Origin of the sequence: Pseudomonas sp. Lb2C2, assembly GCF_052112205.1 — a bacterium.
Lineage (GTDB): Bacteria > Pseudomonadota > Gammaproteobacteria > Pseudomonadales > Pseudomonadaceae > Aquipseudomonas > Aquipseudomonas kilonensis.
Genome location: NZ_JAUTYW010000001.1, coordinates 694,859 through 709,013 on the forward strand (window position 1 = coordinate 694,859; position 14,155 = coordinate 709,013).

Genomic DNA, 14,155 nt, shown 5'->3' on the forward strand with positions numbered 1-14,155 from the left:
CTATCGGCTACAAGGCGATAGCAATCGCTCGAAGCGCTTGGAGTATTACCAGAAGGCTATTGATACCAATGACTGCTACATAGCAAAAAAACGCATGGCGTATCTTAAATAATATTGTTTCCAAAAACATGGCAGATACGATGCACAACTGTCCCATCGATCGCTGCCCTGTCAGATCCTGTAATAAATCGTCTCGTATGAAGTATTGGAAATCGTTGTAGGATTTCTTCCCCAATTATTTCCAGGTCTGTATGAACACCCTCCAGGAACCTCCCAGTCGCCTTTCGACGAACCGTTTTCTCTCCTGCGCCCCTATGGCCTGCACATGTGCGTCGCAGCCCCCTTCCCTCGCATTGATCGTCCGAGGGAGCGAATAATCCATGGAATGGATCGTTGACCCCACGGCATGGCTGGGCCTGCTGACCTTGATCGTGCTGGAGCTGGTGCTCGGCATCGACAACCTCGTATTCATCGCCATCCTGGCTGACAAACTTCCGCCCGAGCAGCGCGACCGTGCCCGTATCATCGGCCTGTCCCTGGCGTTGCTGATGCGCCTTGGCCTCCTCGCCAGCATCTCCTGGATGGTGACATTGACCAACCCGCTGTTCGAGGTCTTTGGCAAGACATTCTCGGGCCGGGACTTGATCATGTTGTTTGGCGGTGTGTTCCTGTTGTTCAAGGCAACCATGGAGTTGCATGAGCGACTCGAGGGCCACGTGGCGCAACGTGCCGGCAATGCCGCCTATGCGATGTTCTGGCCTATCGTTGCGCAGATTGTGGTACTGGACGCGGTCTTTTCCCTGGATGCGGTGATCACGGCCGTGGGCATGGTGGAACACCTGTCGGTCATGATGATCGCGGTGATTTTCTCCATCGGCTTGATGATGATCGCGAGCAAGCCGCTGACAAAATTCGTCAACGGCCACCCTACCGTCATCATGCTATGCCTGGGTTTCCTGATGATGATCGGCTTCAGCCTCACTGCTGAGGGCCTGGGCTTCCACATTCCGAAAGGCTACTTGTACGCCGCGATTGGTTTCTCGATCCTGATCGAACTGTTCAACCAGTTGGCGCGCTCGCGTCGCAAGAAAAGCCTGCAAGGTCTTCGGCCGATGCGCGAGCGTACCGCCCATGCGGTGTTGCGCCTGCTGGGCGGTCAAAAGCTGGGGGCCGATGAAGTCGGCGAGGAAATCGCCGACATGCTGGAAGGCGACGAACCGGAGCAGGTTTTCCATCGGCGCGAACGGGTCATGATCAGTGGCGTGCTGGAATTGGCCGAGCGGCCGATACGCAGTGTGATGACGCCTCGTGCGCAAATTGACCACCTCGATTTGGCAGATGCTCCGCAAGAAATCCGTACGGCGCTGATGCACTCTTCTTACTCGCGCTTGCCGTTGATCCGAGAAGGACGCGTGGATGAGCCGCTCGGCTTTGTCCATAAGAAAGAACTGCTAAAGGAAATACTGGCGGGCAATCAGCCGAATCTGGAGGCCATGGCGCGCAAAGCCATCAACCTGCTCGACAGCTTCACGATCCTTAATGCATTGGAGCAAATGCGCAAGGAGTCGACCCACATCGCGTTCGTGGTGAACGAATTCGGTGACTTCGTCGGCCTTCTCACGATGACCGACATCCTCGAGTCCATTGCCGGTGAATTGCCGGATGCCAGTGAAATCGAAGGCCCGAACATTGTTCCCCAGCAAGAGGGTTTCCTCGTCAGCGGTGCCCTGAATCTCAGCCAGGTTAGCGAACACATCGGCTTCCAGGCGAAAGCGACGGAAAATTACCAGACGCTTGCCGGGTTGGTAATGAGCTTGCTGGATCGCTTGCCGATCATTGGCGACACGCTCAGTTGGCAAGGCTGGAGCATGACCGTGATGGAGGTCGAAGAGCGTCGGGTGACCAGGGTGTTGTTGCGTAAGGAGTAAGCGCAAGACGAGGCCGCATTTGCGGCCTTGTTTATTCTCGCAACCATCTTTTTTAGAGGAGCTTGCGCAACTCACTGCCCTCCTCCTTCAGACGGTCCAGATACGCGGCGGCGTCCAGCAGTTGATAAGGGAAATAAAGCCCTGGCGGAGTTGGTGTCTGGCCATCCAAGCCTAGCAACCACTCCAACCGGGTGGTACTTAGCCGGGAATTCGAGCGATGACCTTGATTTCAAAGTCGAACCCTGCAAGCCAGTTGACGCCGATTGCCGTCCAGTTCGGATACGGCGCTTGCGCGAAGAGTTCACTTTTTACGGCCATTATCGTGCCGAATTGTTTTTCGGGATCGGTATGAAAAGTCGTCACATCAACGATGTCGTCGAGCCCACACCCACCGGCCTCCAGAGTCGCCTCAAGGTTGGCGAATGCCAGACGGACCTGGGCCTCGAAGTCCGGCTCGGGCGAACCATCGCTGCGACTGCCGACCTGGCCGGACACGAACAGCAGGTCACCGGACCTGATCGCTGCGGAATAGGTTTGTGAGGTGTAGAGATCATGTCGACCTGCGGGGAATACGGCGTCACGTACGCTCATGTGGATTATCCTTCTGTTGTTGATGCAAGCACCTTAATGTCCAGAATTGTTGGGATAAACCAGAGAGCTCCGATAACACTGTTTGTGATTCTCAAACAATAGCGATGATGACTCATCGCAAGAAACGACTGTTGCTATCAGATAAGCCCGGACTGTAACTGCCCCCCTCCTCGCCATTCGCTTACTGTCGTGGCTCATCCCTCGGAGCGCTCCCCCATGCCGGATACCGCCAATCTCTACCTGTTCGTGGTGGCTGTCGTGCTTTTGCTGATCGTCCCGGGGCCCAACATGGCCTTTGTCACCAGCCATGCGTTGGCCCACGGCTGGCGTGCCGGCATTGCTGCCGCCCTTGGCATTTCCTTTTCGGACGGGCTGATGACGATGATGGTCAGCGCTGGCATTGGTGCGCTGGTGATGAGCTGGGCGCCGGCCTTCGATCTGCTACGTCTGGCCGGGGCCGGTTATTTGCTGTGGCTTGCCTGGCAAGCACTGAGGACGCCGGCAGCGACTCAGGATAGCCAGCTTCAGGCGGCTTCGCTGTGGAAAATCTTCTGCCGAGGTGCCCTCAACAGCCTCCTGAATCCCAAGGCGCTGCTGTTCTTCATGGTATTCCTGCCCCAGTTCGTCAACGTCAAGGCCGGCGGCGTGACTCTGCAGTTGATCTTCCTCGGAGCATTGCTGGCACTGATTGCCCTCGTCTTCCATACCCTGCTGGGGGTTTGCGCCGCCCTGCTCAGGGCGAAACTGGCAAGCGGCGGGATTTCAAGGCGCCTGGGCACGTATGGTTTTGCCGGGGTCATGACAGCGCTGGCGGCGCGCCTGTTGTTTCTTGACCGCCCGCTTTGACCACTGGCTTCCCTGCGCCAGCGATTGGCCTATGCTTAGCCAATCCATTGCGGAGCTGGATCAATGTCGTCCTCGGAAACCACCCTCCTCCAAAGCTGGCACCACAACGCACAGCCCTGGATCGAAGCCATCCGCACCGGCGCCATCGAAAGCCGGCTGACGGTCACGGACCAGGCCATGCTGCTGGCGGTTCAGAGCCGCCAGCCTGAGCGTGTGCTGGATTTGGGCTGCGGCGAAGGCTGGTTATTGCGGGCACTGGCTGAACGGGGCATCGAGGCGGTCGGTGTGGATGGCGACGCGACGCTGGTCGATGCGGCCCGCGCAGCCGGTTCCTCGCCGGTGCACCTGGCCAGCTATGAAGCGCTGGTGGAGGCGAAGGTGGACGTCGGCTCAGGCTACGACCTGATCTGCGCCAACTTCGCCCTGTTGCACCAGGACATCATTCCGTTGCTCGCTGCAATGAACGCCCTGCTCCGCCCAGGCGGCGCGCTGGTGGTTCAGACGCTGCACCCATGGACCGTGGCGGCGGGCAATTATCAGGACGGTTGGCGAGAAGAAACCTTCGATGGGTTCAAAGGCCAATGGCAACCCATGCCGTGGTATTTCCGCACGTTGTCCAGTTGGCTCAATGCCTTGGACATGGCCGGTTTTCGACTGGCCGGCCTGCAGGAACCGCAGCACCCACAAAGCCCGGTGCCGCAATCGTTGCTATTGGTGGCCGAGCAATCCCCGTCACGGCGTTAGCGACTCGACGGTAAAACACCCCGAGCGATACACCCTGCGCGCCTGCATGCCGCGCTTTTGCAGGGTTTTCCTGACAGTCCTGAGAAACATGCCGTGGGAGACAACGATCGTGATCTTCCCCGGTTCGCCGCAGCTGTTGTAAAGCTCATCGGCCACACCGAGCGCCCGCTGGTGTTCGGCTTTTCTGCTGGCGGCTCCCATTGAAACCCCTAACAACCACAAAATCCTGTGCAGCGCGAACCACTGCCTCAAGCCCATTTTCAAGACGGGAATGCCGCTTAACCGCAGGTCGTATTCGCGTAACCGAGCATCTTTTTGGATACGCGCTACGTCGAATAACCGGCATGCCGTCGCGTAGGCTCTGTTGACGGGCGAGGAAATGATGCTGGCTTCGCTCGCCAAAAGCCCTTGGGACACGTCCGGTTGGCTCAGGAATGCTGTAATCTCAGCCTCATCGATGGATGAGGTCTGGTTGTATTCATCCAGCAGGGTCTTGGCCGAACGCGCATTACAGGGCTTGTAATCGATCAGCGGCGTAGCGTGGCGTATCAGGTAAATCACAGCAACAGCTCCTTTGTTTTCCCGGTAAATCCCTTTCGAAGTGCACCTGTATACAGGCAACGACGCCATTGATCGAGTCCCCATCGCTGTGCATCAGCCCCGCCCCGGGCTGCAGGCTGGTGACGGAGTGATGGAACAGTGATTTGTATGCCTCGAACGAGGCTGTTTTCAACTTGAAGGGATACACGATGAACACCGCTCAGCTCTCGATTCAACAGTACATCCGTGCCAAGGACGGCAACCGCCCACACCTGCTGGACCAGGCCTTTACACCGAGCGCTATTCTGGACATGGTCGTGCGCACTGGTTCCATCGCGTTTCCCGACCACGTCGAAAGCCGAACCGCCATTGGCGACGTGCTGGTCAGTCGCTTTGGCCAGACCTTCGAAAATGTCTACACGTTCTGCCTGGCCGCCCCACCATCGGCAAACGCCGAGGCGTTCCAGTGCAAATGGCTGGTGGCGATGTCCGACAAGAACAGCGGCGAGGCACGCGTCGGTTGTGGCTTGTATGACTGGCAGTTCGATCCAGCATCGAAACTGGTCGAGCGACTGACCATCACCATCGAACACATGAAAACCCTGCCAGCGACCGATCTGCCGATGATCATGGCCTGGGCATCGAGGCTGGAGTACCCATGGTGCCGGCCTGAAGCGGCTATCGATAACGCGCCGGATTTGGGCGAGTTGCAAGAAGTAGCCCGCTACTTGGCTAATACCGGGCGGTGAAGAAAGTGAAGCCAGCCTGACCTGGGAAGTGGTGGGTGAGTTCGTCGCACAGTTGCCGGCCGGATACCGGCTCGATTTGAGTTAAACCGCGAATTCATTTCGTCATCAGACTTTCACACCTGTGCCATAACGTGGGCGCCGATTGATCCATTCCACTTCAATCGGTGAGCCGCCCACGCGATGCAAAAACTTCTGAAAAACCGCACTTGCGAAGACTCGAACCTCTGGCAACAGGGGCATGACGTGCAGGGCCATGACGTGGTGCACGACGGTGAAATCAACGTTCGGTTTCTATCGCCTGCCGATATCCCCTCACTGCTTGAACTCGAGCAAAGAAAATGGACAGACGATCAGCGTGCCGATGTGTCCACGCTGGCGTCCCGCATCACCGAATTTCCTGCCCTGAGCGTCGGTGCGTTTTGCACGCGTACCGGTACCGCGCTGGCATCGTTGTTCATGAAACCGACCCGACACGAGCTGATGCGCCAGTGCCCAACCTGGGCCGACTGCGCCAGGAAACAGCACGGCGATGAATCCGCCAGAACCGGTACGCTGTTTGGCATCAGCCTGAGTAGTGTCGATCCAAAAGCTGCGAACGCCATTTTCGAGTTCTTCTGGCCCTACGCGCTGAAACACGGCTGGTCAGATGTCTACCTGGGCTCTCCCGTTCCGGGCCTACGCGGCTGGCTGTCGAAGAACCCTGATATCAGCGTCGCCCAGTACGTGCGAAGCAAGCGCCAGGGCCTGCCGCTGGACCCGCAACTGCGCTACTACTTCAAAAAAGGCTTTCGCAAGATTGTCGCCATCAGAGACAACTATTTCCCCCATGAGCCGTCGCTGGATGTGGGCGTGTTGATCCTGGGTAAAGTGCCACTGTCCGGGCTGTCGTTCATATGGAAGAGAGTCCCGCTGCCCTGGTTGCAGCGCATGAAAAAACTGTTCTTCCTATGCCTGTGAACACCTCCCTTGCGCTAGAGAACCCGGCACCAGCGCTGGCTCGCGACAGAAACTTCCGACGCCTGCTGGCTTGTGCCGTGGCCTCGATGCTGGGTGATCAGTTCACCCTGGTCGCCTTCCCCTTGCTCATCATGGTGATATCGCCAGACCCGATGGCACTCGGCTGGGCGTTTGCCGCACTCGCCCTGCCCCGTGCCCTGTTCCTGTTGACGGGCGGCTCGCTGGTTGACCGCTTCGGTGCCCGCTCGATCTGGTCGTTCGGCTGCTACGGCAGTGCACTGGCGTTGTGCGGTCTCGCCTGGGCGGTCTATCACGGTCAGGCCACCTTACCGGTGATCTATGGGGCGGCGGCGCTGCTGGGGTTGTGCAGCGCACTCACACTGCCGGCCGGCAGCGCACTGGTGCCTGGCATCGTGAACGCCCGCGACCTGGAGCGGGCCAACGGCATTCTCCTGGCGCTCAGGCAAGTGACCATCGCGGTCGGCCCGGTGGCCGCCGGCGGTGTCATCGCCAGTGCGTTCTGGCCCTTTGGCCCACGGCCGGCGGCCAACGCAACGCTGGATGGCTATGTCATCGCATTCGTCCTCGATGCGCTCACTTTCGCCCTGTCCGCGTTCGGCCTGCGTGCCTTGCCTGTCCGCCGCGCCACGGGTTCCGAAACCAGCGCTGGCACGACAACGGTAGAAGGCCTGCGTTATTTCTTTCAGGATCGACGTCTGCGCACCTACCTGACCTACATGGCCGCCATGACATTACTCATGAGCGGGCCGGTGCAGGTCGCCTTGCCGCTGCTGACCCATGAGCGCTTCACGCCCGAGGCTCCGGCGCTGGGATGGCTGTTCGGGGCGCAGGGGGCCGGCACGCTGGTGGGCATGCTGATGTTTACCGCCCGGCCGAAACTGCGGATGGTCAATCTGGGCGTCACGTTGCTCGCCGTCGACGCCGCCATCGCCTTGCTGCTGATGCCATTGGGCTGGGTCTACGCCCTTTGGCAGGGCGTGGCCTTGTTATTTGCCATCGGGCTTTGCGGCGGCTTCGTCCAGGTCATGGCGTTTACCTGGTTGCAGCGCTCATTACCGCCCAGGCTGCTTGGGCGCGGCATGAGCCTGTTCATGCTGGTGTTTTTTGGTCTTGCGCCGGTCTCGGCGGCGATTGCGGGCTGGGTTCTGCAATTTGTCTCCATCCAGGCCGTCTTCCTTGCAACCGGCGCGCTGCTCCTGGCAGCCGTATTGATGACTTACTTTGGTTCGGGCCTGAGGAGGCTGTCGGATGTTTAACCCTGTTGAACCTGGACAATCCCACGGGCAGCACGAACATACCGTCGCGCGTGCCCAGTTGCTGGAGTGGGGTCGCCCCGCGCCCTTGCGCTTGCTGGCCAGCACGATGCTGGAGTGGGCGCTCATTTTGGGGGCGGCCACCCTGGCCATCCAGTCGCAGACGATTTTCGCCTCGCTGCTGGCCATTGTGTTCATCGCCACCAGACAGCACGCCTTGCTGATCCTGATGCATGAATATTCACATCGGCAGTTCAGTCGGACTCGCCCTGTGCTTAACGACACATTGGGCGATTTCCTGACGGCACTGCCCTTCACCATTACCCTGTTCGGTTTTCGGCGCGACCACGCCGCCCATCATCGGCATACCGCCACTGAGCATGACCCCAACTGGGTGTCATGCACCGGGCAGGATCGCTTCAGGTTTCCCAAATCGGCCTTCGACATGCTCGTCCTGCTGTTGAAACACTGCATCGGGCTGTACAGCATCCACGAGTTCAAAACCGCCTTGGTGACATCAAAAATGGCCTCCCAGTGCCCGCCCGCCACTCAGTACCGGCAATGGATTTTCGCCGTGTTGCTTGCGGTGGTGCTCACTGGGTTTCACCTTTGGCTGGCGGCGTTGGTGTACTGGCTTATACCGATGTTCACGGTGCTGATGGCGCTGCTGTATTGGCGCGACGTGGCAGAGCATTTCGCGATGCCTCAGCCCGGTCACGGCGCGTCTCGAACCGTCATTGCCCCTGGGTGGGAACGCCTCTTGATCGCGCCCCACGGAGTCGGTTTTCATGCCGAACATCACCTTTACCCCGCCATACCAGGCTTTCGCCTGCACCAGGTGCACGCCGCGCTCACGAAAGACAAGGCGTATGTCCAAAAAGCCCAGATCACTCATGGCTACTGCACCGGACTGATCCGCGAGATAGCCGCCACCAGCACAGCGCATTCACGCGTGAAGGACTGAGCCAATGAACATTCCCCAGCAACAGGTCAACGACCGACATGGCGAAGACGACACTTTCGCCCCCTTCTGGAACGACACACCGATCAGGACCTACCTGTTCGATGCCTTTTCGGTGTTGCTTCCCGCCGGAGAACAGTTCGTGATCTCGGTGGTGGAGTCATCCGCTTTGCAGTTGCCGCCAACCTCGACGCTGGCAGACCAGTCGCGCAGCTTCGTGGCCGAGGAACGCGCCCACCAGCGAGCCCACCGCCTCTACAACCAGCAACTGGAAAAGCAGGGATTTAAGGTCCAGAAATACGAACATGGAATCGAGAAAGACCTCGATGCCCTGCGCACCAAACTGTCACTCAAGGCGCAGCTGTCCCTGGCTGCGGCGTTCGAACATGTGACGGCCGTCACCTCGCGGATCGCCTTGCGCAGTGGCGGGCTGCTTTCTACCAGCGCCTCCTCGCAAACGCGCCTGTGGCGATGGCATTGCACCGAAGAAGTGGCCCACCAGCACGTCACCACCGACCTCCTCCAGGCGCTGGGTGTTCCCTATTGGCAGCGAATTTCCTATTTCCTGGCCGCTTCAGCGCTGATGACCTTCGATGTCCTGCGACATCTGCACGGTTTTGCGCGACTGGACATTGCCCGCGGCCGCGTCAGCGCCAGACAGCTGCGACAGGCAACGGGCCGCCTGCTGCTGCGCGACAGCGCGAACCTGGTGTTGTTGGCAGCGGGATGGGCCGCCTACTTCCTTCCGCTGAAAACCAATGCGGCGTCGGGCTGTAAGTGAACTGCAATATCCCCGACTTATTCTGAGTCGAGCGCACTGCGGCGAACGCTGGTTGTGCATGTCGCTCGCTCGGAACGATCCAGGGAATCCGCCATGAAAATCAGTGTATTCGGAAGTGGCTACGTAGGTTTGGTGCAAGCCGCCGTGTTGGCCGAAGTGGGCCATGACGTGGTGTGCATGGACATCGACGAGCGCAAGGTCGACAGCCTGCGCCAAGGCCAGGTGAGCATTTATGAGCCTGGCCTGGCCGCGCTGGTGCGTGAAGGGCTGGAGGCTGGCCGTTTGCATTTCACCTGCGACGAACAACTCGCCGTGCAGCACGGCCAGGTACTGTTTATCGCCGTGGGTACGCCTTCCCGGAACGATGGCAGTGCCGATCTGAGCCAAGTTCTGGCCGTCGGCGAGGCCGTTGCGCGTTACCGCGAGCAGCCGCTCATTGTGGTGGAGAAGTCCACCGTGCCGGTGGGCACCGGCGACGTTCTGCGGGCGCACATTGACAGATGCCTGCTCAAGGCCAGTCGCTTGCTGCAGTTCGATATCGTCTCCAACCCCGAATTCCTCAAGGAAGGCTCGGCAGTTGCCGATTGCCGTCGTCCGGATCGCATCGTGATCGGCTGCGAGCGCGATGAAGTGCGCGAAACCATGCGCGACCTGTACGCCCCGTTCAACCGCAACCACGACCGAGTCCTGTTCATGGACCTGCGCAGCGCCGAACTGACCAAATACGCTGCCAACGGCATGTTGGCGACCAAGATCAGCTTCATCAACCAGATCGCCGAACTGGCCGAACACCTGGGGGCCGACATCGAGTCGGTGCGCCTGGGCATAGGCGCCGACTCGCGCATCGGCTACCACTTCATCTACCCGGGATGCGGCTACGGCGGCTCATGCTTTCCCAAGGACATGCGCGCCCTGATCCACACCGCCGAGCAGGCCCACTGCTCCAGCGACCTGCTGCAAGCGGTGGAAGCCATCAACGGGCGGCAGAAACACAAGCTGTTCGAGCGGATCAACGCGTTCTACCAGGGTGACTTGCGCGGCAAGACCTTCGCCCTATGGGGCCTGGCCTTCAAGCCCAACACCGACGACATGCGCGACGCACCGAGCCGCACGCTGCTGGAATCGCTTTGGGCCGCGGGAGCCAACGTCCGTGCGTTTGACCCGGAGGCGATGCAGCAGACGCAATTGCTCTACCCCGACGAGGCCCGACTCATGCTGATGGGCACGCCGGAATCGGTGTTGCCGGGGGCCGACGCGCTGGTCATCTGCACCGAATGGCAGCCCTTCAAGGCGCCGGATTTCGAGCTGATCCGGCAACGGCTCAAGGCCCCGGTGATTTTTGACGGTCGTAACCTGTTCGATCCGGAGCGCATGGCCGACAAGGGTTTCACCTATTTCCCGATGGGTCGCGGGCAGTCGCGCAATCTGCCCATTGCCCAGCAAACGTGGTTCCCAGCTTCGAGAAGCGCATGAGTCGCGGCCTTACCTCAAAATTAATGCACTCAAGCAGCATTAATATGAATTTGTAAGCAAGGGGTGTGAACGGCACACTGTGCAGCGTTCCTCCCCCAACTGTTGGAACACTTAAAGGGCTTTCTGGATTTTTCCCGTAAGCCCCTTTTTTTGTTCGTTTTTTGGATTCTCGCTTAATGCTTTCTCGCTGGTTCCCCGCCGCTATCAATACCCGTCCCACCGAATGGAGCCGCGCCGCCATCGGCATGGCGCTGGGGACGATGTTCAGTGTCTGGCTTTGTGGGCAGGTATTTGGCCTCGAGGTGGCGCAACACCTGATCGGCCCGCTTGGCGCCTCGGCGGTGCTGTTGTTTGCGGTGTCATCGGGCGCCCTCGCCCAGCCCTGGTCGATTGTTGGCGGTTACCTGTGTGCGTCGGTCGTCGCGCTGCTGGTGGCCCATGTATTGGGCCGCACCCTGGGTAGCGCCTGCCTGGCGGCGGGCATGGCGCTGGTATTGATGTGCTGGCTGCGTTGCCTGCACCCGCCGGCAGGCGCCCTGGCGGCGACGTTGGTCCTGGCAGATCCGTCCATCGTTGCCCTGGACTGGCAGGCAGTCGGTGCCGCCATGCTGGCTGGCTCCGGTCTGCTCGCCTTTGCGCTGGCCTATAACAACCTGACGCGGGTGCGTTATCCCAAGCGTGCCAGCGAACCGGCGGCCGTCATACCAGCCGACCACCCTCCCGTCGACCGACAGGCGATCACGGCTGAGGACCTGAAACTGGCTTTGGCGGAAATGGAAGCATTCTTTGACGTCACGCCGGAAGATCTCGAGCAATTGATCCACGTCAGCGAGCGAAATGCCAAGCGCCGCAGCATCACGGAGGTTCTCTCTGGTCGCGGTTGAGCCTGTGGCTGCTATAAATATGCAGACAGGACCTGCACGTATCCCGGTTGTGCAATGCAAATTTGCACTGGTACGATCCAGAACGGGTACGCGCGACAAAATTCATAAAGAACAATAAAAGCAGGGAGTTAGCGATGACAGCTCAGGTTTCATCACACGCCGCGCAAACCATCGAAACCGCGGCCTATGAGGTGCTGGTCGAAGTTCGCAATCACATTGGCCACTTGACCCTGAACCGCCCCGCCGGCCTCAATGCCCTCACCCTGGGCATGGTGCGCAGCTTGCAACAACAACTCGATACCTGGGCCCTCGACCCACAGATCCGTGCCGTGGTACTGCGTGGCGCGGGTGACAAGGCGTTTTGCGCCGGCGGAGATATCCGCTCGCTGTACGACAGCCACAAGCAGGGCGACACCCTGCATGAAGATTTCTTCGTCGAGGAATACGCCCTCGACCTGACGATCCACCACTACCGCAAACCGATCCTCGCCTTGATGGACGGCTTCGTGCTGGGTGGCGGCATGGGCCTGGTACAAGGCGCCGACCTGCGGGTCGTGACCGAACGCAGCCGCCTGGGCATGCCGGAAGTCGCCATCGGTTACTTTCCCGACGTGGGCGGCAGTTATTTCCTGCCGCGCATTCCCGGTGAGCTGGGGATCTACCTGGGGGTCAGCGGCGCACAGATCCGAGCCGCCGACGCCTTGTATTGCGGGCTCGCCGACTGGTACCTCGATAGCCGCAAGCTCAAGCAGCTCGACGAACGCCTCGATAGGCTGGAATGGCACGACGCGCCGCTCAAGGACCTGCAAAGCCTGCTGGCCAAACTTGGCCAGCAACAGCTCCCTGCGCCCCCCCTGGCCGACCTGCGGCCGGCCATCGACCATTTCTTTGCCCTGCCCGACGTGCCGAGCATGGTGGAGCAGTTGCGCCAGGTCACCGTCGCCAACAGCCACGAATGGGCGACAAAGACCGCCGACCTGCTGGACAGCCGCTCTCCCCTGGCCATGGCCGTGACCCTGGAAATGCTACGGCGCGGGCGACATTTGAGCCTGGAAAACTGTTTTGCCCTGGAGCTGCATCTGGACCGGCAATGGTTCGAACGCGGTGACCTGATCGAAGGCGTGCGCGCCTTGCTGATCGACAAAGACAAAAGCCCACGCTGGAACCCGCCGACCCTGGAGGCGCTGGACGCCGACCATGTGGCGAGTTTCTTCGACGGCTTCGACGACCACGGGAACTGAGCCATGCACGACCTCGAACTGACCGAAGAACAAGTGATGATCCGCGACATGGCCCGGGACTTCGCCCGTGGTGAAATCGCCCCCCATGCCCAGGCCTGGGAAAAAGCCGGATGGATTGACGACGGCCTGGTGGCGAAGATGGGCGAACTGGGCCTGTTGGGGATGGTGGTGCCGGAAGAATGGGGCGGCACCTACGTCGATTACGTGGCCTATGCCCTGGCGGTGGAGGAAATCTCCGCGGGCGACGGTGCCACCGGGGCGCTGATGAGCATCCACAACTCGGTGGGTTGCGGGCCGGTGCTGAATTTCGGCACCGACGAACAAAAGCAGACGTGGCTGGCTGACCTCGCCAGTGGCCAGGCCATTGGCTGCTTCTGCCTGACCGAGCCCCAGGCCGGCTCCGAAGCCCACAACCTGCGCACCCGGGCCGAACTGCGTGATGGCCAGTGGGTTATCAACGGTGCCAAGCAGTTCGTCAGCAATGGCAAGCGAGCGAAACTGGCCATCGTGTTTGCCGTGACGGACCCGGAGCTGGGCAAGAAAGGCATTTCGGCGTTCCTGGTGCCCACCGATACGCCGGGTTTCATCGTCGATCGCACCGAACACAAAATGGGCATCCGCGCCTCGGACACCTGCGCGGTCACCTTGAGCAATTGCACCATCCCCGAGGCCAACCTGTTGGGGGCTCGCGGTAAAGGCCTGGCGATTGCCCTGTCCAACCTGGAAGGCGGCCGCATCGGCATTGCTGCGCAAGCCTTGGGCATCGCCCGCGCGGCGTTTGAAGCAGCGCTGGCTTACGCGCGCGATCGCGTCCAGTTCGAAAAGCCGATCATCGAGCACCAGAGCATCGCCAACCTGCTGGCCGACATGCACACCCGCATCAACGCCACCCGTCTGCTCATCCTCCACGCCGCCCGCCTGCGCAGCGCCGGCAAGCCGTGCCTGTCAGAAGCCTCCCAGGCCAAGCTGTTCGCCTCGGAAATGGCCGAGAAAGTTTGCTCCTCGGCCATACAGATTCATGGTGGCTACGGCTATCTCGAGGATTATCCGGTAGAGCGCTACTACCGCGATGCGCGGATTACCCAGATCTATGAAGGATCGAGCGAGATACAGCGGATGGTGATTGCCCGGGAGTTGAAACACTATCTGGTGTGATGGCTGGAAAAGCATCGCGAGCAAGCTCGCT

14 protein-coding genes are annotated in these 14,155 nt (G+C 60.2%); 12 read left to right on the forward strand and 2 right to left on the reverse strand.

Features of this window, described 5'->3' with window-relative positions:
* Positions 1–380: 380 nt before the first annotated feature.
* Positions 381–1,928: a TerC family protein gene (locus Q7F16_RS02955; protein ID WP_409555598.1), complete on the forward strand. Its 1,548-nt coding sequence runs from the start codon at positions 381–383 to the stop codon at positions 1,926–1,928.
* Positions 1,929–2,126: 198 nt separating this feature from the next.
* On the opposite strand, the gene Q7F16_RS02960 is transcribed toward Q7F16_RS02955, so the two are convergent.
* Positions 2,127–2,519 carry a RidA family protein gene (locus Q7F16_RS02960; protein ID WP_095962748.1) on the reverse strand — a complete coding sequence of 131 codons (393 nt, stop codon included), beginning with the start codon at positions 2,517–2,519 and terminating at the stop codon, positions 2,127–2,129.
* 216 nt (positions 2,520–2,735) lie between these two features.
* Here Q7F16_RS02960 and Q7F16_RS02965 point away from each other — a divergent pair, with 216 nt between their 5' ends.
* Together Q7F16_RS02965 and Q7F16_RS02970 are read left to right on the forward strand one after the other, a co-directional pair.
* Positions 2,736–3,365 carry a LysE family translocator gene (locus tag Q7F16_RS02965; protein ID WP_018603937.1) on the forward strand — a complete coding sequence of 210 codons (630 nt, stop codon included), beginning with the start codon at positions 2,736–2,738 and terminating at the stop codon, positions 3,363–3,365.
* Between the two features lie 63 nt (positions 3,366–3,428).
* Entirely contained in the window at positions 3,429–4,109 is a 681-nt protein-coding gene (locus Q7F16_RS02970; RefSeq protein WP_409555599.1) for a class I SAM-dependent methyltransferase, read from the forward strand.
* On the opposite strand, the gene Q7F16_RS02975 is transcribed toward Q7F16_RS02970, so the two are convergent.
* A complete protein-coding gene (locus Q7F16_RS02975) occupies positions 4,098–4,670 on the reverse strand; it encodes a histidine phosphatase family protein (RefSeq protein WP_409555600.1) in 573 nt (190 codons plus the stop codon). The two genes, Q7F16_RS02970 and Q7F16_RS02975, sit on opposite strands and share 12 nt — an antisense overlap.
* Positions 4,671–4,858: 188 nt before the next feature.
* Between Q7F16_RS02975 and Q7F16_RS02980 the strand changes: the two genes are divergently transcribed.
* The 9 genes from Q7F16_RS02980 to Q7F16_RS03020 all read left to right on the forward strand — a co-directional run bounded on the left by Q7F16_RS02980 (position 4,859) and on the right by Q7F16_RS03020 (position 14,124).
* A complete protein-coding gene (locus Q7F16_RS02980) occupies positions 4,859–5,398 on the forward strand; it encodes a hypothetical protein (RefSeq protein ID WP_204126757.1) in 540 nt (179 codons plus the stop codon).
* Positions 5,399–5,578: 180 nt separating this feature from the next.
* Positions 5,579–6,355, forward strand: a complete 777-nt coding sequence (locus Q7F16_RS02985) for a hypothetical protein (RefSeq protein WP_046062440.1) — start codon at positions 5,579–5,581, stop codon at positions 6,353–6,355.
* Entirely contained in the window at positions 6,346–7,632 is a 1,287-nt protein-coding gene (locus Q7F16_RS02990) for an MFS transporter (protein WP_046062441.1), read from the forward strand. Before Q7F16_RS02985 ends, Q7F16_RS02990 begins: the two co-directional genes overlap by 10 nt.
* The gene (locus tag Q7F16_RS02995; protein WP_046062442.1) at positions 7,625–8,593 is read left to right on the forward strand and encodes a fatty acid desaturase family protein; all 969 of its coding nucleotides are present in this window, start codon (positions 7,625–7,627) and stop codon (positions 8,591–8,593) included. Before Q7F16_RS02990 ends, Q7F16_RS02995 begins: the two co-directional genes overlap by 8 nt.
* Before the next feature lie 4 nt (positions 8,594–8,597).
* On the forward strand, positions 8,598–9,371 hold the full coding sequence (locus Q7F16_RS03000) for a metal-dependent hydrolase (RefSeq protein WP_409555601.1): 774 nt from the start codon (positions 8,598–8,600) through the stop codon (positions 9,369–9,371).
* Positions 9,372–9,464: 93 nt separating this feature from the next.
* Positions 9,465–10,844, forward strand: a complete 1,380-nt coding sequence (locus tag Q7F16_RS03005) for a UDP-glucose dehydrogenase family protein (RefSeq protein WP_409555602.1) — start codon at positions 9,465–9,467, stop codon at positions 10,842–10,844.
* Between the two features lie 176 nt (positions 10,845–11,020).
* Complete coding sequence (locus tag Q7F16_RS03010) at positions 11,021–11,728, forward strand: HPP family protein (RefSeq protein WP_014338308.1); 708 nt, start codon at positions 11,021–11,023, stop codon at positions 11,726–11,728.
* 134 nt (positions 11,729–11,862) lie between these two features.
* Positions 11,863–12,969: an enoyl-CoA hydratase/isomerase family protein gene (locus Q7F16_RS03015; RefSeq protein WP_014338307.1), complete on the forward strand. Its 1,107-nt coding sequence runs from the start codon at positions 11,863–11,865 to the stop codon at positions 12,967–12,969.
* A gap of 3 nt (positions 12,970–12,972) precedes the next feature.
* The gene (locus tag Q7F16_RS03020; RefSeq protein ID WP_409555603.1) at positions 12,973–14,124 is read left to right on the forward strand and encodes an acyl-CoA dehydrogenase family protein; all 1,152 of its coding nucleotides are present in this window, start codon (positions 12,973–12,975) and stop codon (positions 14,122–14,124) included.
* Positions 14,125–14,155 lie beyond the last annotated feature (31 nt).

Excerpts from the sequence above, each read along its gene's own strand:
- Q7F16_RS02985 (WP_046062440.1), top strand. The coding sequence starts at position 5,579 with ATGCAAAAACTTCTGAAAAACCGCACTTGCGAAGACTCGAACCTCTGG.
- Q7F16_RS03020 (WP_409555603.1), top strand. The coding sequence starts at position 12,973 with ATGCACGACCTCGAACTGACCGAAGAACAAGTGATGATCCGCGACATG.
- Q7F16_RS02960 (WP_095962748.1), bottom strand. The coding sequence starts at position 2,519 with ATGAGCGTACGTGACGCCGTATTCCCCGCAGGTCGACATGATCTCTAC.
- Q7F16_RS02965 (WP_018603937.1), top strand. The coding sequence starts at position 2,736 with ATGCCGGATACCGCCAATCTCTACCTGTTCGTGGTGGCTGTCGTGCTT.
- Q7F16_RS03000 (WP_409555601.1), top strand. The coding sequence starts at position 8,598 with ATGAACATTCCCCAGCAACAGGTCAACGACCGACATGGCGAAGACGAC.
- Q7F16_RS03010 (WP_014338308.1), top strand. The coding sequence starts at position 11,021 with ATGCTTTCTCGCTGGTTCCCCGCCGCTATCAATACCCGTCCCACCGAA.
- Q7F16_RS02995 (WP_046062442.1), top strand. The coding sequence starts at position 7,625 with ATGTTTAACCCTGTTGAACCTGGACAATCCCACGGGCAGCACGAACAT.
- Q7F16_RS03015 (WP_014338307.1), top strand. The coding sequence starts at position 11,863 with ATGACAGCTCAGGTTTCATCACACGCCGCGCAAACCATCGAAACCGCG.
- Q7F16_RS03005 (WP_409555602.1), top strand. The coding sequence starts at position 9,465 with ATGAAAATCAGTGTATTCGGAAGTGGCTACGTAGGTTTGGTGCAAGCC.
- Q7F16_RS02980 (WP_204126757.1), top strand. The coding sequence starts at position 4,859 with ATGAACACCGCTCAGCTCTCGATTCAACAGTACATCCGTGCCAAGGAC.
- Q7F16_RS02955 (WP_409555598.1), top strand. The coding sequence starts at position 381 with ATGGAATGGATCGTTGACCCCACGGCATGGCTGGGCCTGCTGACCTTG.
- Q7F16_RS02990 (WP_046062441.1), top strand. The coding sequence starts at position 6,346 with ATGCCTGTGAACACCTCCCTTGCGCTAGAGAACCCGGCACCAGCGCTG.
- Q7F16_RS02970 (WP_409555599.1), top strand. The coding sequence starts at position 3,429 with ATGTCGTCCTCGGAAACCACCCTCCTCCAAAGCTGGCACCACAACGCA.